Source organism: Paenibacillus rhizosphaerae (genome assembly GCF_014192015.1).
In the GTDB taxonomy this organism is placed as follows: domain Bacteria; phylum Bacillota; class Bacilli; order Paenibacillales; family Paenibacillaceae; genus Paenibacillus_AQ; species Paenibacillus_AQ rhizosphaerae.
Genome location: NZ_JACHXJ010000006.1, coordinates 1 through 24,433 on the forward strand (window position 1 = coordinate 1; position 24,433 = coordinate 24,433).

Consider the following 24,433-nt stretch of genomic DNA (forward strand, 5'->3'; position numbering starts at 1 on the left):
CCAAGAAAGTTGGAAGAATCTGCTCACCCGAAGGGAGTAGCTTTCCAACGAAAGTTTGTAGCTCATTTTGAATCTGACGAGATTGATTTAATCTCCATTCGCTCCGGTCATAAGACCGTCGCGTTTATACTCACTCGTTGTTCAGTTTTCAAAGATCAAACTTCGTTTCGTTACCGCCTGTTGTTTCAGCAGCAACTCTTATAATATATCATGTTCAATTCTAAATTGCAAGCTTTTTTTAAAAATTCTTTTTGCTTGCCGGCGCCTTATCAGCGGCCGGATTTATAATGTACCACGTCAGTTCTTTTTTAACAAGTTGAAAAATATTCCATATGGAGAGAACATGCTTAAACCAAACCATATAACAAAAGCGGCTTAAAACCTCAGGCGCTAAGCCCGGGCATAAGCCGCTTTAATTTATAAACGGGACCTCACTCACCATTTTCGAATCAATGACTCACAAATACCGGAAGTCCACTCTTAATTCACTTTCAGCAACGGCTCCCATGACAGACCTTCGCCGGAGATCTTCATCCGCAGCTCCGAGATCTGCTTCAAGGTTTCCTCCCGCTGGGCTTCCAGCGCTTCGGCCGTTTCCAGCTGGATCTTTGCGGCCTGTTTCCCGGTTCCGGCAGCTACGCCGGCAATGGCCTCCTTATATACTGCTGAATTTTTGGAGATGATGGCTGTCTGTTCTTTGTACAGCTTGTCATACTGCTGCTTGGCAGACGTTTTACTGATTTTTCCATATGCGTATTTCCACATGGGGCTGTTCAAATAGCTTTTGCTGGATCCGTTCTTCAGCTTCCACATCGGGCTGTTCAGGTACGCCGGATTGATGGCGTTATGATACTTCCACATCATACTGTTAAGATAGTGTTCGTCCAGCGAACGATGAAGATTCCACATTGCGCTGTTCAGCCAATCGCGTTTGGATGCCGTGGCATATTTGTTCATTGGGCTGTTCATAAAGTCAGGGTCTATGTACTGTCCATATTTTTGCAAGTCGCTGGCCAAGCTCGGATAATTTCCGTAACGTTCCTTGAGCATCTTCAAATCGGCCTCAGCTTTCGGATCCACTGCTCTTGATCCTGAAGCACGGTGCGCTCCAGCTCTTCCGCGGCTTCGTTGCTGGTAAGTTTGAGTTTCCGGTAAGCCGAATTAATCTGCTCTTGATACTTCTGATAGGCGCTCACTGTCTTCTTATAAGATTTATAGTCCGACCATACCTGATTGATCCATTGGCTATCGGCCGCATGCACCGGTTCCGTCGGCCACGCTAGAACAGCTGCCAGCAAAAACACGACCATGAACACAACGGTTTTCCGAAGACGTCTCATTCATATCCTCCATTTATCGGTTTTGTCGCTGAATCCGAACAAAGGATATTGTATTCAAACGCGTCTTTCCTTCCAATACCTATACAACGCTTTCTGACTTTAGTACCAAGAAATCGATACGATGGTCAGACGCGGCAGTTACGCAAATGAACATTTTCGACAAATACATGTAGAGAGATTTTCAACACTGCTTTCACGAATCCCTAAAAAGAGTCCCTTCAATTCTTCCTCAGAGCTTGCACTAACGCGTGCACGCCCGATACTCCGTCGGCGACATGCCGGTATGCCCCTTAAACTGCCGGGAAAAGTGCGACAGCTGCATTCCGAGCTGATCGGCAATATCCGCTACGGGCGCGTTCGTAAATGAAAGCAGGCGTCTGGCTTCCTCCATCCGTTTGCGTTGGACGTAATGCATCGGCGTGCAGCCCATCGCTTTTTTAAAATAGGGAATAAAGTAGTTTGGATGCAGATGGACGATCTCGGCCAGCTTTTCGATCTCCATCGGTTCACGAAGATGATCATGAATGTACTGCAGCACGCCGCCCAGCTTGTTCCCTTCCGTATGGTGCATAAAATCGATCCAATAGTCGGTGTATCCTCCTTCTTCCAGGCAGCAGGCCAGCATGTGCAGCAGACCCGCCTGCATGCGCAAGGCGGCAAAAGGACCACCCGCCTGAAATTGGCCGATCATATCGTCAAAAGTGCTACGAATAAATTCCGGGTCGCCGACATCGCTGATATACAGCTTGCTGTCCGCATGGAACAAGGGCCACTCCCCCACCTGCGCGTCAAAATGGCAGAAGTACCGCGTGTACGGATTTTCCTTGGACGTGTAGGTCGTCTGGCTCGTGCCCGCAGGCATGATCATCAGCTGGTTCGGTTTGGGGTAATAGGTCACGCCGTTGATGACGACCGATCCTTCGCCTTCCGTGATGTAATAAAGCCGGTGGAAGCTCGGGGCGACTTCGGCCCGGTTCCAGTCGGGAAAGCCGCTTTTGAGCTGGACATGACTGACATGCAGCCGCAGCCCTTCCGGCAGCCGTGCGCCGAGCTGCGTGGCCTGTGCCATATATGACCCTCCTTATATAAGAAAATAGTCGTCTGATGTACTGCCATTGTATCATTCCCATTTTACGAAAACACCTTAATTTTGTGCAAAACCCTCTTAATCTAAGCCATTTGCTTCCCATGCCATTCCGGCTAAGCTTGAGGAAGATGTAATGGCTTACATGCCTGCAAACGTTGTTCATAATCCATGGGAAGGCGGGATCATTTAGATGGAGCAAGTACGATACGGCATTATCGGCATCGGTAATATGGGAAGCAGTCATGCACTGAGTTTGGTGGACAAAATCAAGGGGGCGCAGCTGACGGCGATCTGCGATACAAGCCCCGCCCGTCTGGAGTGGGCACAGGCCCATCTGCCGGAATCGGTGCAAAAATTCGACACACCGGAGGCGTTCTTCGCCTCGCAGGCGATGGATGTTGTCCTGATCGCCGTTCCGCATTATGATCATCCGGTGCTGGCGATTAAGGCTTTTGAGAACGGTTACCACGTCATCGTCGAAAAACCGGCCGGGGTCTACACCAAGGCGGTTCGCGAAATGAACGAGGCCGCTTCCCAATCGGGCAAGCTGTTCGGCATCATGTACAACCAGCGGACCTCTCCGCTGTATACCAAACTGCGCGACCTGGTGCAGTCCGGAGAATTGGGAAATATCAAGCGGACCAACTGGATCATTACTAACTGGTACCGCTCGCAGAGCTACTATAATTCCGGCGGATGGCGGGCCACCTGGGCCGGCGAAGGCGGCGGCGTGCTGCTGAACCAGGATCCGCACCAGCTGGACCTGTGGCAGTGGACGACAGGTTTGATGCCGAAGCGGGTGCGTGCATTCTGCCACTTTGGAAAATACCGCAATATCGAAGTCGAAGATGACGTCACCGCTTATGTCGAATATGAAAACGGAGCTACCGGCGTATTCGTGACCACCGTAGGCGAAGCACCTGGAACGAACCGGTTCGAGCTCTCCGGAGATAACGGCAAAATCGTCGTCGAAGACGACAAAATCACTTTCTGGCGCCTGCGCGTGCCCGAGCCGCAGTTCAATGCGGAATATACGGGCGGATTCGGCCAGCCGGAATGCTGGAAATGCGACATTCCGGTGCACGGGGGACACGGCCCTCAGCATAACGGAATTTTGCAGAACTTCACCAACGCCCTGCTGCATGGCGAGAAACTGATCGCCCCGGGCGAAGAAGGCATCCGCGGCCTGACGATTTCGAACGCGATGCATCTGTCGGCCTGGACGGACGATTGGGTGGACCTTCCGCTCGATGAGGATCTGTTCTACGTCAAGCTGCAGGAGAAGATCAAAAACTCGACGTTCCGCAAGGAAGCTGCCGGCGGCGAAGTGCTCGACGTCTCCGGAACTCACTGATAGATAATCCATTTTCAATAAGAGGAGAATCGCCCTATGAAACTATCGGTATTTACCGTCGTCACCCCGGATCTAACCCCTGAAGAACTTGTGCAAGCCGCTAGAGAAGCCGGACTGGACGGCGTGGAATGGCGCTTCAAGGAAGTTCCCGCAGGCGCTGCAGGCGAGAAGCCGTCGTTCTGGAGCAACAATTTGTGCTCGATCGACCCATCTCTTCCTGCGGATCAAATGAAGAAATTCACAGACCTGGCCCTTGCGCAGGGACTTGAGGTCGTCAGCATCACCCCTTATTTGAACCATCTGGACCTGAAGGATACGGAGCATGTGTTCCGGACGGCCCAGGATCTCGGAGCGAACATGATCCGCCTCGGCGTGGCCGGATATAATGGAACCGCAGACTACAACGAGCTGTACGACAAGACGCTCCGTTATTTAAAAGAGGCGGAGCAAATGGCCAAGCAATACGGCGTCAAAGGCATCATCGAAACCCATCACGGCACAATCGCGCCGAGCGCCGGTCTCGCCCACCGTCTCGTCAGCCACTGCAGCCCGGACCATATTGGCGTCCTGTACGATCCAGGCAACATGATCCACGAAGGCTTTGAGCATTCCCGGATGGGCCTTCAGCTTCTCGGTCCTTACCTCGCCCACGTTCACATCAAAAATGCCGAGTGGGTCCGCGAGGGAACGCGTGAAGACGGAACGGTTAAATGGCGTTCGAAATGGGCGCCGATGCGCGAAGGCATCGTGGATTTCACCTCGCTCCTCAATGACCTGAAATCCGTCGGCTATGACGGCTACTTGGGCATCGAGGATTTCAGCGAACAATATTCCTCTCGTGAGCTGCTGAAAGAGTTCGCCCAGCTCATGCGCGAAAGGATGTGACGGCCATGACCGCACAAAATAAAGACGGAATGAACTACGCGCCGGAAGGTAAGCCGAACCATGTCGTGGAGCCGGGAGAGTTTGTGTTTGCGGCGGCCGCCCTGGATCACGGGCACATTTATGGCATGTGCAACGGGCTGATCGAAGCCGGGGCGACGCTGAAATGGGTTTACGACCCGGAACCGGCGAGAAGCCAGGCTTTTGCCGACAAGTTCCCGCAGGTACAGATCGCGGACAGCCTAGAGCAGGTGCTCGAGGATCCGGAAGTACGACTGGTGGCCGCAGCCGCGGTGCCCAGCGACCGCGGCCCTCTCGGACTGCAGGTGATGGATGCAGGAAAGGACTATTTTACCGACAAAACGCCGTTCACCTCGCTGGACCAGCTGGAAGCGGCGCGCCGGAAGGTGAAGGAAACCGGCCAAAAATACGCCGTCTATTACAGCGAGCGGCTTCATGTGGAGTCGGCGGTCTATGCCGGACAGCTCGTGCAAAAAGGAGCCATCGGCCGCGTCATCCAGGTAACCGGCTTCGGCCCGCACCGGCTGAACGCGCCGTCGCGTCCGGACTGGTTTTTCGAGAAGGATAAATACGGCGGCATTCTGTGCGATATCGGGAGCCATCAAATCGAGCAGTTTCTGTTCTATGCCGGCTGCAAGGACGCCAAGGTTCTGCACAGTAAAGTAGCGAATTACAACAACCCGAACTATCCCGAGCTTGAGGATTTCGGCGACGCGACCCTGGTAGGCGACAACGGAGCCACCCAGTATTTCCGGGTCGACTGGTTTACGCCGGACGGTCTCGGCACCTGGGGCGACGGCCGGACGATCATCCTCGGCACCGAAGGCTATATCGAGCTGCGCAAATACATCGACATCGCCCGCGATCCGCGCGGCGACCACGTCTATCTGGTCAACGGGGACGGCGAGCAGCACTTCGAAGTCAAAGGCAAGGTAGGCTATCCATACTTCGGCCAGCTCATTCTCGACTGCCTGAACCGGACCGAAAATGCCATGACCCAGGAACACTGCTTCAAAGCGGCCGAGCTGTGCCTCAAGGCGCAGGAAGCGGCCGTACGTATCGATCAGGCGCTGCAGACGAATTCGTAGCCACAACTCTTGCCTGAGCGTGTGTTAAGCACCGGCAGCCAGGATTGACGACTTTTCCATACGCAAAAAAGCTCCCGTATCGCGCTTCCCCTCTGTGTTAGAGGCTAAGAGCACGGCGGGAGCTTTTTCGTTCAACTCGGATTGAGATCTATTCCGTTAGGGCATTAATCGAATAGCTGTGACGTTCGGTTATTTGCTATACAACGTAGCTAAGGCTATGGCTAGTATTCTGTCATTACTCCCCGTAAACGTTAGTAAACGCTTCTTCGATTTTCGGAACGATGTTCTCCCAATCGGCATCCGGCATTTTGCTGACGGTAACGAACGTCCCGATGCCAAAAATGTTGTCCACCCCGTCGATGCTGAGCAGCGCGCCGGCGAGCGGATGGTCGGTTTCGTCCCCTTTTTTCAGTGAGGTACTCTTCGGTCCTTCGAACAGGCTCTGACTCGCATTGATTTTTAGCGAGTGCGGGTTCGGGGTCTGCTGAATTTGAATGGATACGGCCATGCTTAATCACTCCCTTCTGGCTATAACTGTACCATATTGTCCATTTTCCACCAAAACTAGAGTCGCCCTTCTTGACTGAAAGCGACATCATTTGCGCTTGGCGAAACCCTGGATTACAATAATAGGAATTGAACGGTTAGGGAGAGGTGAAGAAATGAGCGACAGCAGACTGCAGCCCGGAATGGACGCCACGTACATCGTTTCCGGGGACTCGATTTCCAAGGGGGTCGTGTATGATGAAACGCGGAGCAAATATGTCATCCTTGAGGATAATTACGTATCCCTTCTTCAGGACAAACTAAAGGGAGCCGTAAAAAACACGGCGAGATTCGGCAACACGCTGATCAAGGGCATCGGCAGCCTGAAGAAAGAAATTCTGAAGGGCAAACCCAGCATGGTGCTGATTGAATACGGCGGCAACGATTGCGATTTTAACTGGAACGAAATTGCCAGCAATCCGGACGCGGAGCACCGTCCCAAGACGGATTTTACGCTGTTTGAGAAAATGCTGACGGACACGGTGGATTTTCTGAAAAGCCAGTCGATTACGCCGGTCCTCATGAGCCTCCCTCCCCTCAACGCGGATAAATACTTCAAGTGGGTCAGCCAGGACAACCCCGAAGCGGAGCGAAACATCATGAAGTTCCTCGGCAGCGTCACCAAAATCTACTGGTGGCAGGAGCGTTACAATTCAACCATTCTCAAGGTGTCCGAGCTGACCAAGACCAAATACATCGACGTGCGTGGTGCCTTTCTCGCCCATCCGGACTTTACTCAATTCATCTGCTCCGACGGCATCCATCCGAACCGGGACGGCCACCGTATTATTTACGACAAGGTTCTCGAGTTCGTCAAGGCCAATTACGGGCATTTGCTGAAAGATAATACGAAAGGCTGCGAGGCGTAAACGTTAGGATAATGCGAGTTTAGTTGAATGAGATGCACTTTTGCATCTAAGCTTGGTTTGTACTAAAAAAGGCTGCCCATCAGGTGACTTCACCTGGGGGACAGCCTTTTTGTCATTCCGAGTTTTCTTATTCGTTCAGCTTGGCTCTATCGCACCTATTCCTCCAGAACTGCCTTCGGGGAAAGCCTCAGAGTGAACGTCCAGTCATACGGCGTCATCAAGTTGACGACAAGCGTTCGGCAGCCGGCAGGAAAGCCGGTGTTGTTCAGCGCCTTCACCCAATGTCCGTGCTGCCCGCCCTCCATCTCAATCCAGTCCCTACCTGCGCTGCAGCGGACGCCGCCCGACTTCCAGAACAGCACGCCGTCGGTCTCGTCCGCCGGGAACAATCCCTCCCCGGCGAACTCCGTTTCGCCGCCGAAGACGAAGGATATCTGCGTCATCATGCCCTCGGGCTCCCGGCACTGCACGCGAAGCCGGAACCCATCCTCCTCCGCGGTCAGCTCCGCTTCGGCATGATGGCGCTGCTCATGCGTCACCTCGCGCAAATGATGCGGCAGCAAGTACCACGGGCTTGTCCCGCCGTCTGCTGCCGTCTCCGGCAGTACTGTCCGGGGGAGCGGTCCGTAATAACCTTTGGCCTCGTCGCCGGCCAAACGATATCCGTCAGGCAGCTCCTCAAGTGTGTTCATTTTGACGTAGCCGGGTTCGAATGAGGAGGCCAGCCGGACGCCCAGCAGCCTGACGGCCCCATGCCGGAGGGACAGGAACGAGTCCGTCTCCGCCATGACCGTCAGGCTGGTCTGACCGTCCCGCTGCCGTCCGACCGGAGCGCCGAAATCGGTGTGCAGCCGGCTGTGGTAAATACGGCCGTAATGGCCCGCGCTTTCCAGCTGCCGGAGGTACTGCCCGCGGTCGAAACCCCGGTTGATCATGACGCGGTAATGATCGGGAAGAGGAGACGGCTGAATCCGTCGCTCGCGGAGGTGCGGATAGCGCAGATAGCCGATCATCGCATTGTTCGGCAGCCAGCCCGGATGGATAAGCGCCTGCCCGGCGGCATCGGCGAGCGCTGCAAACAGCGGATCCCGGTCCGTATGCTCCATCAGCCTGCTGATTAGAAAATACCCGGACAGGTCATGCCTCACCCCGTAATCCTGGCGGCCGGAATAATCGGTGACCACCTCGCCGTCCGGATGGATCAGGTAAGCCATCATCCGCAGGTTCCGGCGTACCGGTTCCAGCAGCTCCGGACGGTTCAGCTGTTCCGCGGCGTAATACAGCACGATATCGCTGACCCCGTTATAGATTCCGTTGCTCCGCTCGGTCCACTCTCCGTCCTCCGTACAGTCCATCCCTTCAGCCAGCCAGGCCTCGGCCCTGTCCTTCAGCTCCTCCTTGCCGGTGAGCCGGTACAGAAAGGCGAGAGCCGCCGTGAGTACCCACCGGTGGTTGGGGGTATGACAGCCGCCTGTCAGCAGTACGGGGGCGGTCCGGGTAAGGAACAACCGGATCAAGCCGGCGGCCTTCCCCAGCTGCTCCCAGCCTTCGAGATGAGCCTCGAGCAGCTCGTGCACCTGGGCGAGGCCGCCTACCACAAACGCCGTATCCGGCGGAGAGTGCATATTCGTCCAGCCCGGGGAGATGGAACCGTCCGCGTGCTGGAATCTCAATATGAATTCGGCTCCGTGCTCCAGCCGGCTGAGCAGTTCTACGTCATGATAATAACGCGAATCGGGATTGATTAACGCCGCAGCCCACAGCGCCATCACCATCGGCGTTCCGCCATGACTGGCCCAGGGGATGCCGTTGACCGGGTCCGTGACGCCTCCATGATAACGGCTGCCCTCGTCCAGCACCTGGCGGCTTAGGCTTTCCTCCACGCATCGGTCGTTTATGGCAACCAATTGTTCGTACATGTCTTATTCACTCGCTTTCGGGTTCAAAATGCCATCGTATCCTATCTCCACACCACTTTCGTTATTCGGGACGTGTCCCCATCCCGGTCTGGACGCCTGCTGCGCGCAGACGCTCCAGCTTGTTTGTCAGCAGCCCATGGCTGCGGTCGATCTCCTCCGGCGTACAAGCGGATTTCAGCTCGTACACCTTCACGGGCGCAGCTTCAATCACCGGCAGAAACCGGTCGAAATAAGCCATGTCGCCGCTGTGAACGTAGGGGCACCAATGGTCGGACAAGCCCACGCTCTCGTGGATATGAATCCCGGCGATATGGTCCATGATCAGGCTCATGTCCTCCGCGTTGTCGTATAGCCCCATCCGCTCCATCATCATACCATGGCCGAAGTCGTACCACAGGCCGATCTTGGCGCCTTGAAGACGGTCGATGATGCCGCGCGCTTCCCTCAGCGTCGGCATCTGATAGCACCGCGACCGGGTCTCGATGCCGATCGTCACGTCCCAGCCCTTGGCTGTGATCCGTCCGCAGGCCTCTTCCAGGCTGTGTGCGATCCGCTCCGCATAACGCCCGCTCAGCGATTCCCGCCGCTCCAGCATCTCTTCCCACAGGCCGCGGTACGCCGGCGAATCGGGGCCGTGCTCCTTGTAGAGCGCCTTCAGCTCCTGATCGATATTCGTCGTAAACGGCACCTCTCCCGGGTGGACGACCACGGCTGCTGCTCCGTAACGGGCGGCATATTCGGCCGACTGTACCAGCAGATCGACCGCCCGCTTCCGCTTGCCTTCATCGTCAAATCCGAGCAGCACCGAATCCGTGCCGTAATCGGGATCGTCAATAAAAGGGAACGTATTGTGCACGCTGGAAATGCCGATTTCGCCTTGCTCGATCATCGGTTCGATCGTGGACAGCATTTCTCGGGTGACGTTATAGTTGAGCTCCACGCGCGTAAAACCCAGTTCCCGGATCTCTTCGATCATATCGCTTCCCACGGCGTGGCGTTTAATATTCCAACAGGTTGAAAAGGAATACTCCCCTTTGTCCAGAACCATCAAGCCGCCTCCTTGTACTCGATTAAAAGCGTTCCGCCCTCGAAAGGCATCACTCACTGAAACTCAAACCATGCCTCATATGCTCTTGCCGAAAAACCGAAAACTGATCCTTACAGCCAGTGAATATATTTTCCACTCCCCTTCGCCTATCCCTTAACCGCACCGATCATGACCCCGTTCACGAAATACCGCTGCAGCCAAGGGTATACGAGCAGAATCGGAGCGGTGGCAAAAATTACGCTTGCCGCTTTCAGGCTCTCCGGCTGCATCGGATTCACCATCGTGCCCTCCATCTGCATCAGGTCGGACACCATGTTGTTCTGGATCAGCTGATACAGCTTCAGCTGCATGGGATAGAGTTCCGGGCTGGTAATATACAGCAGCGTATCCGTGAACCCGTTCCATCGGCCCACCGCATAGAACAAGCTGAGCGTGGCGATAACCGGCATCGACAGCGGCAGGATAATGCTGATAAGCGTCCGGAAGTGGCTGCTTCCGTCCAGTTCAGCCGATTCCTCCAGGCTGTCCGGGATGTTGTTGAAGAAGGAGATCAGGATAATCAGATAAAAAGGATTAATCAGTCCGGGCAAAATCAGCGCCCACATCGTATCGATCAAATGGAGGCTGCGGACCAGAATGTATTCCGGGATGATGCCGCCGCTGAAGAACATCGTCACCACAATCAAAAACATGATCAGTTTGCGGCCTTTCAGCTTTTTCTGGGTCAGGGGAAACCCCGCCGCAACGGTCATCAGCATGCACAAGGCAGTATGGATCACGGTGAGCAGCACCGTGAATCCAAGTGATCGGATCATCGACAAGTCGCTGAACACCTGCCGGTATGCCCCCCAATTCAGCTCTACCGGGAGCAGGCTCACCTCTCCGGAGAGAACCGGACGGCTTGAGCTAAGGGATATAGCCAGAATATGAAGAAACGGGGCCAGGCAGACCACCACGACGACGCCGAGCAGCACCGCATTGACGATATCGAATCCCCTGCCGGACGTTTGCGACCTCATCTTCGTTCACTCCTTTTTACGTAAAAATGCTCCTGCAGCGCTATAAAATACCTTCGTCGGTCAGCTTCTTCGAAACGAAGTTCGCCCCGAGGACGAATACCAGCCCCACTACCGCCTGGAACAGTCCAACAACGGTAGCCAGCGTGTACTGTCCCGATTCGAGGCCGATCCGGTACACGAACGTGCTGAGCACGTCGGAATAATCCCGTACCATCGTGTTGCCGATAATGTACGGGCGTTCGAAGCCGATCGAGATCATGTGGCCCAGGTTGATGATCAGCAGGGTCACGATCGTCGGCTTGATGCCGGGGAGCGTAATGTGCCAGATGCGCCTCATCCGCGTAGCCCCGTCAACTTCCGCCGCTTCGAACAGCTCTTTGTTGATACCGGTCAATGCCGCCAGGTAAATGATCGTCCCCCAGCCTGCGCTTTGCCATACCCCGACCAGCAGATAGGTGATCAGCCAGGTATTTTTGTCCGTCAAAAAAGGAACCTCCGGAAAACCTAGGGCCGTAATGACGTTGTTGATCATGCCGGACTGCGTGCCGAATACCTGGTACACGATCCCCCCGATAATGACCCAGGAAATGAAATGGGGAATGTAGAGGATCGTTTGGGACAGCTTCCTGAACCAAGCGCTCCGCAGCTCATACAGCATAATCGCCAGGATCAGCGGAGCCGGAAACGAAACGAGCAAATCGAGAAAATTCAGCATCAAGGTGTTGCGCAGCGTTTTGTAAAAGTCCCGCATGCCGAAAACTTCCTTGAAAGCGTCTAGTCCGATCCATTCGCTGCCGTTAATGCCTTGAAACAGATTGAAATCCTTGAAAGCGATCTGAATGCCGTACATCGGTCCATACCGGAAGATGATAAAATAAGCCAGCGGTAGAAGCAGAAGCGCATACAGCTGCCAGTATCTGCCCAAATAACGCGTCATTTTCACAAGCCTTGCCTCCTCTGTTGACGGGCCTACAGCTCGGTTTATTTCGACTTCATTTCGCCGTACACTTTGGTCCGCTCATCCAGAACGGCCTGGCCGCCGCTGGCCATATAATCCTTCATCAGAGATTCGTACACCGCTTCGAACTGCTCCGGCTTCGCCGTCGTCGTCTTGACGATCATTTCATTGAACTTGTCGAGCAGCGTATTGCCGTATTTGGCCTGGGCTTCGATCGGACGGTCCATCAGTACCGGCGGCACCGTATCTGAGTTGGAAATCTTTAAGGCCTCCCGGGCTCCGTCCTGATACTTCGGCGGAAACTGGAGTGCTCTGGCCTCCTTGTTCTTCTCAGGGCTCCCCAGCTGCTGTCCGTTGGTAATGAGGGTCATGTCGCCGGCGTTGAACATCCGGTTCTTCGCTTCCTCCGTCGGATTCTCCAGCGCCACGGGGATACCGTCCTTCAGGGTATAGTTCTCGCCCTCAACCCCTGTCTGCATGTTGAAGAGCACGTCGCCCGACGCCATCCAGTCCAGGTATTTCACCGCTTCCGCCGCATGCTTGCTGGATTTGGGGATCATAACGTACAAGCCCACCGGTGCGTATTCCGGCTTGGCATGCTCGCCTTTCTCATTCGTATAAACATCTACAGCCTGGAGTTCCGCGCCCTTGACGTTGGACTGCAGCGTCTCGTAGGTACCGTCCGCATAGTAAATGTTTGTGTCGTCTTCACTGAAGAAGCCTACTTTTCCGGTAGAGATATCCTCGCTCATCTTCTTCTTGTCCTCGTCCAGCCCAAAGTCCCGGCTCATCATTCCCTCGTTGTACAGCTTGTTCATAAATTGGAGCGCATCCTTGAAGCCGGGAAGCAGAATCGGATAATCCCGGGAGCCAAGCTGCTGCGTCAGCGTATATTTTTGCTCCTCCGTCGTCTCCTTGACGAACGACCAGATCAGCGGTTCGTACTGCGCCGGAGCGATCGTCATGCCGAGCGGGATCACTTTGCCTCCGGTTCCGCCCGGATCTTTTTCCTTAAAAGCCTTCAGCGTCGCATACAATTCGTCCGTCGTCTGCGGCACAGGCATATTCAGCTTGTCGAGCCAGTCCTTACGGATAAACGAGGAATACTTGCCGAGGTTCGACCGTTTGGCCGGAATGGCATACAGCTTCCCTTCCACCTTTCCATAGTTCAGCACCTCGTCGCCAAGAAACTTTTTCAGGTTCGGCCCGTACTGGTCGATCAGCTCCGTCAAGTCCGTCAGCCCGCCCTGCAGCGCATATCGGTAAAAGGTGCTGGAATCATACGTGAATACGATGTCCGGCACATCTCCGCCGCTTGCCATCAGCACGTTCAGCTTCTCGACCTCCTCCGAACGCGGGACGGGAACGTAATTCATCTGAATCTGATTAGGGGTGCCGAACTTCTCCTGAACCCAGCGGGTCCAATAATTATCTTTAATGGTATACCCCGAAGGCGAATTGCCGCGGTCGAACACCTCCACCGACAGGGTCACCTGTTTGCCCGAGGACCCGGACCCGGATCCGGACCCTTCCGAGGCCGCCTGATCCGATTTGGGCGAACATGCAGACAACAGTATACTGCCGGCGACCAGCACGGCTGACATGAAGCGAACCGATTTTGCCAAAGACCTTTTGTTCCTGTTTCCAACCATTCGTATCATCCCTTCATCTTTTCATACCGGCTCCGCTGAATGGCAAGCGGATTATTGTTTACGCTTTCAATCGGGCCGGTCACCGCATCAGCGGGAATGCCCACAGTATGTCACGGGATGCGGCGGCTGGACAATAAACCAGTTTCGGATCGATAAACCATTTGGGCGTAGATGCGGGAAAACCGTGACCTCCTGTAGAGCAAACCGTTTTCCGGCAATAAACTATTTTCAGAATACCGCTCTAGCAAGGAGCCGTAAGGCTTGGTGCACTGCTTGCGGCTCTTGCTTCTGCCCTCAGGCGCGTTCCTTAAATCGGAACGTCACGCTGCGTCTTCGCCTTTAATTTGCGGTAATCGCCCGGGGTTACCCCGACCTCCCGCTTGAACGTGCGGCCGAATGTAATGGAATTAGCGTAGCCGACCTGAAGTGCAATGTGCTGGACGGTGTCGTCGGTTTCCAGCAGCAGCCGCTCGGCTTTGGCCATCCGCAGCTGGACCATGAAGTCCACGAACTTCATGTTGAACTCTTCCTTGAACAGGTAACTCGCGTACTTGCCCGAAATCTGAAAGCGGTCGCTCAGATGCTTCAACGACAGATCCGGATCGGCAAAATTCTCTTCGATGTACGCCTTCATCTCCACGATCATCGCCCGGTGGCTTTTCGTTTCGCTGACGGCGACGAACGTACGGTAAATTTCTGCAAGCTGCTCCGTAAACAAGGTTCGCAGCTGTTCCAGCGACGTCGTCTCCTCGACAGCCCGGCGCCAAGATCCGGCCCGCTCGCCCGTAAAAAAGGACTGCAGCTGTTCGGAAAGGTCTCCGACCTCCCGTGCCAGCATTTCCATCATCGCCAGCAGCATCATGCGGATATCCTCATCCTTCAGGGCATCCGCCTTCAGGTCGTCAAAAATCCGCTCTAGACGGCTCCGCCAATCGTCGTCGGACAGCCGGAACTGCTTCACAAATTCGGCGATGCCCTGCAGGTGGGTATATGTTCTGGTCGCCGCGTTAGCCGGCATGTCCTCGCTGAGGATAAACGCCCTCTGGCCAAGCGACAGCTTATGCTGCAGTGCCCTGGCGGCCCCCTGATACGAGGCGGACACCTCTTCCCATGAGTCCGAACGCGGGCCGACGCTGACCATCAGGGACAACCCCAAATGGTCATAGGTCCACGCGATGCCCCGCTCCGACAGCCTTCGGATCCTCTCCTGCGTCTCTTCTTCCGTCTCATCCTGGTCCCTGCCGAGCAGCAGGCCCATCCGGTTCGCTTCCGTCCATTCCCCCCAACTGTGCAAGCCTTCGTCGCGGGCCATTTCCTGCAGCACATTGGTCAGCGCAAACTTGAGCGTGCTCTGGTCCTGAACTGAAAAGCCCTGCTGAAATCGCGAAAACTCCAGTATTTCCACGAGGACCAGCTGATAAGGCCAAGTGACCTGTACCGGCAGCGGCTTCAATCGTTCCAGACGCTCGTTTGCGTCTCCAAGGCGTTCGCCCTGAACGAGGTCGATGAACAGCTGCCTTCGGGCGATCAGCATGTTCTCCTGCTGCTGCTTCTCATAGTCGGCGGTCTGCCGGATTAAATTTTCCAATGCCCGGTCGATCAGAAGCAGCTCGTCGCTCTTGGCGCCGCCCGGAGGATCCATCCGGTCACGGACCGCTTCGATCCGGTTCATCATGGCGCGGATCGGTTTATAATTGCGTTTGGTGATATACAGTAAGTAGACGACGGCTGCCAGCACAGTGCCCACGCCGATGACGATCCAGATGTACGAAACGACCGAAACCCACATAAACAGCTGGCCCGCTGCGATCCCGCTCTCAAACGTCCAGCCGGTGGCCTGGAACGAAATACGGTTAAGAATGCGGCCTTCAACGGCTTCTATACCTTCCGGCTCGGACGGACGCGTCGAGAAGATCAGATTTCCGTCCCGGTCGCGGATTTGAAGAAAGGACACATCGGTAGCCTTCATGGTCCGGATTTTCTGCTCCAGCGCATACATATTGACGTTAATGACGACAAAGCCCTGCGTGCCGAACGGAAGCGGGGCCCGTTTGTACATGGAGATGACCCGCCGCTTCGCATCGCTCCCCATTTCATGATAGTCGCGGATCGGGGACCAGCCTTGATATGCCGGCTGGCTCAGCGCCTGCTCGACAAACGGCCTGTCGGCAAACTCGTCCCACGCCAGGAGACCGCTCGTTGTGAGCGTCTGCCGGTCCCCGCTCCGGTACACATACACGGAATCCACGAGCTCGTCTTTGGCAGCCAGGGTCCGCAGGCTGTCCACAACCGCGTATACCGCATCCCGTTCACGCGGCCCGTTTGCCTGAAGAAAATCGTTGTAACGGCTGTTCCGCTCCACTTCATCCAGGGCGTTCATTTCAATTTCCTTGAGAACCATCTGGACCGTATCCACGATATACCTCGTAGAAATCCGGTCCGCCTTCACCGTCTCCTTCTGGGAGATTTCATTGACGACGAGGAAAGAAAGGAACACGAGAACCGTTACAGTGATCAAAAAAATGGGAAAATACGAAAGCAGCATTCGGTGGTACCAGCTGTTCCGCAATGCCAATCACTCCTTTTCACGGGTTATTTGTCATGAAATCACGTTAACGGATAAAAGGGGCTATCATAGCGGCTAATTTAGGAAAGCGCTTTCTTTATTCTTTTTATTCTATCGGATGGGGCCGTTCGGAATCAATCCATATGCAATGGAGAATATGAGAAGAGGCAAACGCAAAAAAACGGCAGTCCGGACATGACGTTCATGTCCGGACTGTCGCTCCTGCAGTTGATGATCTATATAGGGTCAATAGAGCTCTAGGCGTTTATTTTCCGTGGCATTTCTTGTATTTTAGCCCGCTGCCGCAAGGGCAAGGCTCGTTGCGTCCCACCTTCGGCACGGTATCCGCTGCGGAAACGTTCACCAGCTTCACCAGCTCCGGCTTAACGCCGTCGGCAATGGCCTGAAGCTCTACCAGGGTATGGCCGTTATTGGCCCACATCCGGGTATGGTTATAGACTTCGGTCAGCAGTTGAATCGTCTGCTGGGCCTGAAGCGGGTTTTTGAAATTGATTTTGCGGCTCTCGAATTCGTAGATCAGATCTTGTATCGACGAACCTTTGGCGCACGCCAGCTGGAGATCGTCAATCAGGTAATCCACCGTCTCCTTGTCCTTGCACAGCTCCCGCAGCACGTACTGCTGCAGCGCGGACAGCTGAGGCGTCATCTCAAAATACGTTTCGTCCGTATACCGGAGCAGCTCCTCCTGGTCCGGAACGTAATACGGTTTCCCTTCGACCTTCGCGATCCAGTCGTTGATCTTCTGCTCGTCCAGATCATGAAGCAGATAGCCGTTCACGATGTATCCGCCGTGGAGGAGCAGGTTCTCGCCCCGGCCGATCGCCTCGTTCACTTCATTCAGAAGCTCCTCCGAACTCAGCGCCTGTTCATTCTGGGCGTTGTAGATCTCAAGAAGCTTGTCCAGCTTAACCGCTCCGTACAAATGGGATGCGGCAACAATATATTGATAAGCCAGCTGGTGCTGGCCGTGCTGCTGTTTCAAAGCCGGCAGATCAGCCTTGCGGATGGCGTCCCTTATTTCTTCCGGCATGATCAGGTGCAGCTGACCTTCCGAAAAAAAGCTGAATACAAGCCCGCGATCCAGCAAAAAGGCATAATCCCCGTATGGAATCGTATTATCTTGAACGGAAGACTCCTGAAGGAGCGTCTCAAACAGGCTCCATTCGGCACCATCCATCTGGAGCAGCATGGACGACAAATGCTCCGTATTCGTGACGTAATCCGACAGCGCTTCGGCAAGCTCTTCTTTCTTCATCTTGGAACGACCTGTGATGCTGTGGACGGAAGCCAGCGCGGACAGCCTCGTCTTGGTCAGGCTCAGCAAAATCTCGGACAAGCTGGTCATGGGTTCGCCGATGATGGCGTGCTGTATGTTTGTTTGTTCCAGTTGTAACGTAGGGTCTTCCAACATGTACACCTCTTCTTCGTTATTAAGCATGCGCAGCATGACCGGTTAAGGCATCACCTTGCGCCCTCCTACCATTATACACGATGTTCGCTTCGCAGCCCGCCCTCCGGCAAAAAAAGCAACCCGGCCCGGAGAAAAAACTCCGGCAGGCCGGGTTGTACCGCCTGTCAAGCATCTGCCGCAAGTCGGGTAGGAGCTTGGCTTACACCATGATTTTGCAAATATCGTTCGTAAATTCGACCGGATCCTGGATCGGCAGCCCTTCGATCAGCAGCGCCTGGTTGTACAGCAGGTTCGTGTACAGGCCCAGCTTCTCGCGGTCCTTGTCATAAGCATCCTTCAGGGACTGGAACACCTCGTGGTGAATGTTGATCTCCAGCACCTTGTCGGCCTGGATGTCCTGGCCGCTCGGCATCGCTTTGAGGACCTTCTCCATTTCGATCGACAAGTCGCCTTCCGTGGACAGGCAGACCGGGTGGGACTTCAGCCGTTTTGAAGCCTTGACGTCCTTCACCTTGCCGGAGAGAATGTTCTTCATCTCCTCGAAGAGCTCCTTGCTCTCCGTCTCCGCCGCTTCATCCTTCTTGTCCGCTTCCGTCTCAATGCCGAGATCGCCGCTTGATACCGACTTGAATTCCTTGTCCTTGTACTTCATCAGCATCTTGATGGCAAATTCGTCGATGTCGTCGGTGAAGTACAAAATTTCGTAGCCCTTATCGGCCACCATTTCCGTCTGCGGCAGCTTCTCAAGCCGCTCCACCGATCCGCCGGCCGCGTAGTAAATATATTTCTGATCTTCCGGCATACCGGATACGTATTCGTCCAGCGTTACCAGCTTCTTCTCCTTGGAAGAGGTAAACAGCAGCAGATCCTGAAGAACGTCCTTATCCGCGCCGTAATTGTTGTACACGCCGAACTTCAGCTGTCTGCCGAACGCTTCATAGAACTTCTCGTATTTCTCGCGCTCATCCTTGAGCAGCGTCTGCAGCTGGCTCTTGATCTTGCTCTTGATATTTTTTGCGATCAGCGTCAGCTGACGGTCATGCTGCAGCATTTCTCGGGAAATGTTCAGCGACAGGTCTTCGGAATCAACCATCCCTTTGACGAAGCTGAAGTAATCCGGGAGCAGGTCGCCGCATTTTTCCATAATAAGGACGCCGTTCGAGTAAAGCTCAAGTCCCTTCTCATATTCCTTCGTATAATAATCGAACGGGGTGTGCTCCGGAATGAACAGGATCGCGTTGTACACAACGGCGCCGTCCGCCTTGATGTGCACATGCGTCAGCGGCTTGTCAAACCCGTAGCGCTTCTCGTTGTAAAAGTTGACGTAGTCCTCTTCGGTCAGCTCGCTCTTGTTCTTGCGCCAGATCGGAACCATACTGTTCACGGTCTGCTCTTCGCTGTACTCCTCGAACTCGCCGTCCGCTCCCTCTTTTGGCCGGTGTCCGGTGACGTCCATCTTGATCGGGTATCGGATGAAATCCGAGTACTTCTTGATAATCGTCCGGAGGCGGTAATCCTCCAGAAACTCATCGTAATTGTCTTCATCCGTGTTTTCTTTGATTTTCAAAGTAATTTCCGTACCCACGGTATCCTTCGCCGCAGGCTCGATCGTATATCCGTCCGCTCCCGCAGACTCCCACTTGTACGCCGTATCGGAGCCAAGTGCCTTGGTGATGACCGTCACCCGGTCCGCCACCATAAAGGCTGAATAGAAGCCCACCCCAAACTGGCCGATAATGTTGTGGCCGTCCTTGGCTTCGTTCTCATTCTTGAAAGCAAGCGACCCGCTCTTGGCGATGACGCCCAGATTGTTCTCCAGCTCCTCCTGCGTCATCCCGATGCCCGTATCGGAAATCGTCAGCGTTCTGGCTTGTTTATCCGGTGTGATCCGGATGTAATAGTCGTCTTTATTGAAAACCAGCTGGTCGTCTGTTAGCGCTTTATAATAGATTTTATCGATAGCGTCGCTGGCGTTGGAGATGAGTTCGCGCAAAAAAATCTCCCGCTGCGTATAAATGGAGTTGATCATCATTTCAAGCAGTCGTTTCGACTCGGCTTTAAACTCTTTCATGGCCATCTAGCATACTCCCCTCAACGAACATAGTATCTTAGCACTCAAACATAATGAGTGCTAATTATTCTTATTTTTATATAACATAAGTTCATTTTTGAAGTCAACAATTGGTTATCCGCACCACTTCCGCGTCCCTTCCGGAAAGCCCCGGCAAACGCCGAACAGGGCTGCTCCGTCAGCTTTTTGCAAAGCTAGGCGGTCAGCCCCATCCTTTATTGCTGCTGTCATGTTCTGCCTGTTCAGAAACGGCCTATTCCTTGACCGACCCCAGCACGATGCCGTGAATGAGATACCGCTGCAGGAACGGATAGATCAGCAGGATCGGGATCATGGATACGAGAATTTTGGCCGAGTTGAGCGTGGTGTTGGAAATCTTGTTGTACTGCTGCAGCTGTTCGACCGACAGATTCTGCATCTGGTCCCGCGTCAAGCTCAGCTGCTGCAGGTACGTTTGCAGCGGAATTTTATGGCTGTCGTTGATCAGCACGATCCCGTCGAAGAAGTTGTTCCAGTGGCCCACGATGACAAACAGCGTAATCGTCGCCAAGCTGGGCATGGAAACCGGGATGAAGATATGCCACAAAATTTTCAGCGGACCCGCCCCGTCGATAAAGGCCGCCTCCTCCATCTCCTTCGGAATCCCTTTGAAAAAGTTCATCAGCAGGATGACGTTGAAGACAGGTACCGCGCCGGGCAGTACGAGCGCCCAGATCGAGTTGATCATTCCCAGCTTGCTGATGACCATGTACCAGGGAACAATGCCGCCGCTGAACAGCATCGTGAACACGATAATCCACATATAGACGTTGCGGGCCCGGAACTGCGAGGCCGTTCTAGACAGCGGGTACGCCATCAGAACCGTCAGCAGCATGTTGATAGCTCCGCCCAGGGCGACCCGTTCCACCGACACCAGGAAAGCCCTCCAGAACTTCGCGTCGTCCAAAATTTTAGCGTACGAGGAGAAGTTGATATCCACCGGGAGAAAATACACCTTGCCCGCGTTGACCGCCGTGCTGCTGCTCACCGACACCATGATCGTATTGATGATCGGGGCCAGGGACAGGCAGGCGATCAGCACCAGCACCAGGATGATCAGGAAGCGGGAAGCCTGCGCCCCGAACGTTCTCGATTGTATCATGCAAATCAGCGCCCCTTTCTAGAAAATCCGGTAACCGGCGTATTTGGAAGCCAGCTTGTAGGACACGACGATCAGCACGAAGCTGATGACCGATTTCATCAAGCCGACCGCAGTGGCAAACGAATACTGCATCTGGATCAGACCCATCCGGTACACGAACGTGTCGATGATGTCTCCGGTCTGATACACCAGCGGATTGTACATATTGAACACCTGATCGAAGCCGGCATTCAGCACATTGCCCAGGCTCAGCGTGCCGAGCAGGATGATCGTCGGCAAAATTCCGGGCAGCGTAATGTTCAGCGTCTGCTTCCACCGGCTTGCCCCGTCAAGAGCGGCCGATTCGTACAGCGAAGGATTGATGCCCGTCAGGGCGGCCAGGTAGACGATCGTTCCGTACCCGAACTCCTTCCAGGTGTCGGTCACGATCAGCAGCGGCCTGAACCAGGCGTTGCTGGCGAGAAACATCGTCCGCTCGAGTCCGAAGAGCTGTAGGATGTTGTTCACCATCCCGTCGTAAGAGAAGATCATCGTCATCATCGTGCCGAGCACGACCCAGGACATGAAGTGGGGAAGGTACACGATCGTCTGCACAGTGCTTTTGAACACCTTCAGGCGTACTTCATTCAGCAGCAGCGCAAACACGATTGGCACGATCAGCCCCAGTATGATTTTTCCGACCGCGATAACCAGCGTATTGACGAAAATTTGCTTCGCGTCCGGCAGCTGAAACATATACGTGAAGTTGGTCAGCCCGGCCCATTTGGAGCCGAAAATGCCTTTGGCCGGAATGAATTTCTGAAAGGCCATCACGATGCCGAACATCGGGACGATGGAGAAAATGAACAGCAGCACCATGCCTGGCAGCAGCATGAAGTGATACGTCATTTCATGATAGGCTTTCCGTTTCCTCCGTATCCGTCCCGAAACCTGCCGCTCCGTATTGAGACTTGCTTCCAGCGAAGACATGTTTATCACTTCCATTTATCCAGGATGTATTGACTGGGGCCGGTGAACGGCCCCTATGAACAACGCAAGGAGCCAAACCGAAGCCGGGCCCCCTGACGTTTGCGTACAAGCCTCGAATCCGCCTTACCTGCTGCTCATCTCTTCCACTTCCTGCGTGATTTCATCGCCGCCGGTCTTTTTCCAGGTCGACACGAATTGATCAAAAGCGTCGATGCCAGCCTGTCCCATGATGATCTTCAGCATCATTTCCTGCTCCATTTTCTGCAGGTTGGCCCATTTCAGCTTCATGGCTTCCGTCGTGCCGTAGAAACCGGCCGGTATCACTTCGAGGTTCGGATTATTCGCCTCCCGCTGCCCTTCGACCCGGGAGAGATATTCGCCGTACGTGTTGGCGTCGACCGCGTTCCCCTTCTGCTTGAACTCCTGGTACGCTTCATAAGATACGACCCGGTCTTCCTGGATTCCGTCGGCGCTGCCCGCTTTGTCGGCCTTCATGATGTCGTCATAATAACGCTTAAGGACATCGTCATAGTCCACCTGCATCGGGATTTGCGTCGGCTCGTTGTTCCAGCGGCTGTGGTCGGTCAGCCCTTCGCTGGCATGCTCCTTCTTGTACTGGACGGCGTCGTCCGTGAGCGAGTACAGGAAGTCCGTCGTCAGGTTGATCGATTTCATGATCGCCTCGGGATGCGGGTAGCCTTTGCGCACAACGACAATGCCTCCGCCGACCGGGTCCTGCCGGATCGTTTTAAATTTGCCGTTCTCGTCTACAGGAGCGGATACCGCCACCCATTCGGCTTTCGGATCCTGCTTGATGGAATCCTTATAGTTCGTGTATCCGATCCACCATGGGTTAAAGAGCATGCCGGCCTGGCCGTTGATGACCAGCGCTTCCTTCTCTTCGTCTGAGCGGACCGCAAACTGCTTGTCGATCAGCCCTTCCTTGTAATGCTCGGCCAAATCGGCGAGCGCCTCTTTCATTTCGGGCTGCACGGAGCCGTACACGACCTTGCCGTCTTTCTTGATCCACTGCCCTGGAAATGCATTATAGGCTGCAAAAATCGGCGAGAAATTCATCGCATCCTGATTCATCCCGAACCCGATCGTCTTGCCGGTTCCGGAGACATCCTTCTCTACAAAGGTTTTAGCTATGTTCCAGACATCGTCCACAGACTGCGGCAGCTTGCCGCCGACCTTGTCCAGCCAGTCCTTGCGAATCCACAGCAGCTGATGCTGATTGCCGATATTCGTCATCGGCAGACCCATGATTTTGCCGTCCACCTTCACTTGGTCGAGCAGCAGATCCCCATAAGAAGAGTAAATGTTTTTGACGCCCTCGGAGGCGGTTTTTTCGTATACCTCTGTCATATCTTCAATGAGATCATTGTCCACGAGCTGGTTGAAAATCGTGCGGCTGACCAGCATCACGTCCGGCAGCTCCCCCGTCGTCATCGACAAGGACAGCTTCTGGTCCATATCGTCGGTCTCCCAGGCCACTTTGGCCTTCACGTTCACCTTGCTTTCGACATATCGGGTCGCCATATTGTTTTCGATTGAATCGCCCTTCGGCAAATTGTTCGTATGGCTCGTATTCCGTCCGATGGTAAACTCCACCGGAGATTCGTACTTGCTGTACGGCTCGTAGTCCTTCTCGCTGACAGCCTTGTCCTCCGCCTTGCCGCTTCCTCCGCCGCATCCGCTGACGATGAGCGCCGTGATGCACGTAACGGCCAGCAGTGACGATATTTTTCGCTTGTTCATCCCTTTGAACCCCTCTCTTGTCGATTCCTTGTACAATTAAAATTGTATGCGGTTGCAAAAAAATCGTATATATCACATTTTTCCGTTCTGTGTCACTTTTTTCATGAATGCCCCGAAGGCGGATCCGCCACACAACAAGAGCGCCCCGAGAGGGACGCTCCTTTGGCTCTGGGACAACAACCAGAGGTTGATCAAGAACAGAATTTCCCCGGTATATGCCCACAGGCAGCACGACTGTCGGCTTCCACACAGCCTCACCAATTATTGATGTTCAGCCTTGAACGGGATAGTCCACCACCACGACCTGCTCGATCAAGCCGTCAAGTCTGCTGACAAATGTCTGATGCGCCGGATGCGGCCCATAGGCCTGCAGCGATTCGCGGTCTTTGAAAGTCACGCGAAGGCCGATGCTGAACCCGTGGATGTTTTCCGTTTCCTCCGTTTCATTGACGCCGGCCGTGAGGTCAACGATGCCTGGAATCTGATCTTTCAGCCCCCGCAGCAGTCCAAGAAGCTCCTGCTCCAGCTCCGGCTCAAGGATACGGTTAAATTTAAATGAGACCAAATGCTCAAACATAGGGTTTTCTTCCTCCTCATTGCTTCTTTCCTTCCTTACCTTCTTTCCATATGGAAGCCGGCTCTTCCTTCTACGCGCTAAAAACAGGATCGCCTGCTGACCACTGGCACTTCGAAACGGATACACACGCCTT

At 54.4% G+C, this 24,433-nt stretch carries 21 protein-coding genes; 5 read left to right on the forward strand and 16 right to left on the reverse strand.

What is annotated here, in order from left to right; translation table 11 throughout:
• A partial coding sequence (locus FHS19_RS34650) for a hypothetical protein (RefSeq protein WP_221224138.1) occupies positions 1-204 on the forward strand: 204 nt, incomplete at its 5' end.
• A gap of 276 nt (positions 205-480) precedes the next feature.
• Here FHS19_RS34650 and FHS19_RS27845 read toward each other — a convergent pair.
• From FHS19_RS27845 to FHS19_RS27850, 3 genes are all read right to left on the reverse strand, one after another.
• Positions 481-1,080, reverse strand: coding sequence for a hypothetical protein (locus FHS19_RS27845; protein WP_246426866.1), 600 nt, complete (start codon positions 1,078-1,080; stop codon positions 481-483).
• Positions 1,053-1,340 carry a hypothetical protein gene (locus FHS19_RS35095; protein WP_246426867.1) on the reverse strand — a complete coding sequence of 96 codons (288 nt, stop codon included), beginning with the start codon at positions 1,338-1,340 and terminating at the stop codon, positions 1,053-1,055. Before FHS19_RS35095 ends, FHS19_RS27845 begins: the two co-directional genes overlap by 28 nt.
• A gap of 241 nt (positions 1,341-1,581) precedes the next feature.
• Positions 1,582-2,409, reverse strand: a complete 828-nt coding sequence (locus tag FHS19_RS27850; RefSeq protein ID WP_183585311.1) for an AraC family transcriptional regulator — start codon at positions 2,407-2,409, stop codon at positions 1,582-1,584.
• A 208-nt stretch (positions 2,410-2,617) separates the two neighbouring features.
• Between FHS19_RS27850 and FHS19_RS27855 the strand changes: the two genes are divergently transcribed.
• From FHS19_RS27855 to FHS19_RS27865, 3 genes are read left to right on the forward strand one after another with little or no spacing between them, the layout of a single operon-like run.
• Complete coding sequence (locus FHS19_RS27855; protein WP_183585313.1) at positions 2,618-3,781, forward strand: Gfo/Idh/MocA family protein; 1,164 nt, start codon at positions 2,618-2,620, stop codon at positions 3,779-3,781.
• 36 nt (positions 3,782-3,817) lie between these two features.
• The gene (locus tag FHS19_RS27860; protein ID WP_183585315.1) at positions 3,818-4,666 is read left to right on the forward strand and encodes a sugar phosphate isomerase/epimerase family protein; all 849 of its coding nucleotides are present in this window, start codon (positions 3,818-3,820) and stop codon (positions 4,664-4,666) included.
• A gap of 5 nt (positions 4,667-4,671) precedes the next feature.
• Complete coding sequence (locus FHS19_RS27865) at positions 4,672-5,772, forward strand: Gfo/Idh/MocA family protein (protein ID WP_183585317.1); 1,101 nt, start codon at positions 4,672-4,674, stop codon at positions 5,770-5,772.
• A 235-nt stretch (positions 5,773-6,007) separates the two neighbouring features.
• On the opposite strand, the gene FHS19_RS27870 is transcribed toward FHS19_RS27865, so the two are convergent.
• Positions 6,008-6,280 carry a NifU N-terminal domain-containing protein gene (locus FHS19_RS27870; RefSeq protein ID WP_183585319.1) on the reverse strand — a complete coding sequence of 91 codons (273 nt, stop codon included), beginning with the start codon at positions 6,278-6,280 and terminating at the stop codon, positions 6,008-6,010.
• 154 nt (positions 6,281-6,434) lie between these two features.
• On the opposite strand from FHS19_RS27870, the gene FHS19_RS27875 reads away from it, so the two are divergent.
• Entirely contained in the window at positions 6,435-7,187 is a 753-nt protein-coding gene (locus tag FHS19_RS27875) for an SGNH/GDSL hydrolase family protein (RefSeq protein ID WP_183585320.1), read from the forward strand.
• 155 nt (positions 7,188-7,342) lie between these two features.
• Here the strand turns inward: FHS19_RS27875 and FHS19_RS27880 are convergent, their stop codons facing one another.
• The 12 genes from FHS19_RS27880 to FHS19_RS27935 all read right to left on the reverse strand — a co-directional run bounded on the left by FHS19_RS27880 (position 7,343) and on the right by FHS19_RS27935 (position 24,300).
• Complete coding sequence (locus tag FHS19_RS27880; RefSeq protein WP_183585321.1) at positions 7,343-9,106, reverse strand: prenyltransferase/squalene oxidase repeat-containing protein; 1,764 nt, start codon at positions 9,104-9,106, stop codon at positions 7,343-7,345.
• A gap of 61 nt (positions 9,107-9,167) precedes the next feature.
• Positions 9,168-10,154 (reverse strand): sugar phosphate isomerase/epimerase family protein, encoded by a 987-nt coding sequence (locus FHS19_RS27885; protein WP_183585322.1) that lies wholly within the window; start codon positions 10,152-10,154, stop codon positions 9,168-9,170.
• Positions 10,155-10,300: 146 nt separating this feature from the next.
• Positions 10,301-11,173: a carbohydrate ABC transporter permease gene (locus FHS19_RS27890; protein WP_183585323.1), complete on the reverse strand. Its 873-nt coding sequence runs from the start codon at positions 11,171-11,173 to the stop codon at positions 10,301-10,303.
• A gap of 40 nt (positions 11,174-11,213) precedes the next feature.
• Positions 11,214-12,110 (reverse strand): ABC transporter permease, encoded by an 897-nt coding sequence (locus FHS19_RS27895; protein ID WP_183586248.1) that lies wholly within the window; start codon positions 12,108-12,110, stop codon positions 11,214-11,216.
• A 44-nt stretch (positions 12,111-12,154) separates the two neighbouring features.
• Positions 12,155-13,783, reverse strand: a complete 1,629-nt coding sequence (locus tag FHS19_RS27900; RefSeq protein ID WP_183585324.1) for an extracellular solute-binding protein — start codon at positions 13,781-13,783, stop codon at positions 12,155-12,157.
• Positions 13,784-14,090: 307 nt separating this feature from the next.
• Positions 14,091-16,352, reverse strand: a complete 2,262-nt coding sequence (locus tag FHS19_RS27905) for a helix-turn-helix domain-containing protein (RefSeq protein ID WP_183585325.1) — start codon at positions 16,350-16,352, stop codon at positions 14,091-14,093.
• 262 nt (positions 16,353-16,614) lie between these two features.
• On the reverse strand, positions 16,615-17,781 hold the full coding sequence (locus FHS19_RS27910; RefSeq protein ID WP_183585326.1) for a YecA family protein: 1,167 nt from the start codon (positions 17,779-17,781) through the stop codon (positions 16,615-16,617).
• A 199-nt stretch (positions 17,782-17,980) separates the two neighbouring features.
• Positions 17,981-19,858, reverse strand: coding sequence for a molecular chaperone HtpG (gene htpG / locus FHS19_RS27915; protein ID WP_183585327.1), 1,878 nt, complete (start codon positions 19,856-19,858; stop codon positions 17,981-17,983).
• A 247-nt stretch (positions 19,859-20,105) separates the two neighbouring features.
• Positions 20,106-20,993: a carbohydrate ABC transporter permease gene (locus FHS19_RS27920; RefSeq protein WP_183585328.1), complete on the reverse strand. Its 888-nt coding sequence runs from the start codon at positions 20,991-20,993 to the stop codon at positions 20,106-20,108.
• A gap of 18 nt (positions 20,994-21,011) precedes the next feature.
• Positions 21,012-21,881 carry an ABC transporter permease gene (locus FHS19_RS27925; protein ID WP_246426891.1) on the reverse strand — a complete coding sequence of 290 codons (870 nt, stop codon included), beginning with the start codon at positions 21,879-21,881 and terminating at the stop codon, positions 21,012-21,014.
• 204 nt (positions 21,882-22,085) lie between these two features.
• Positions 22,086-23,723, reverse strand: coding sequence for a type 2 periplasmic-binding domain-containing protein (locus tag FHS19_RS27930; protein WP_183585334.1), 1,638 nt, complete (start codon positions 23,721-23,723; stop codon positions 22,086-22,088).
• 271 nt (positions 23,724-23,994) lie between these two features.
• Positions 23,995-24,300, reverse strand: a complete 306-nt coding sequence (locus FHS19_RS27935; RefSeq protein ID WP_183585336.1) for a Dabb family protein — start codon at positions 24,298-24,300, stop codon at positions 23,995-23,997.
• Positions 24,301-24,433 lie beyond the last annotated feature (133 nt).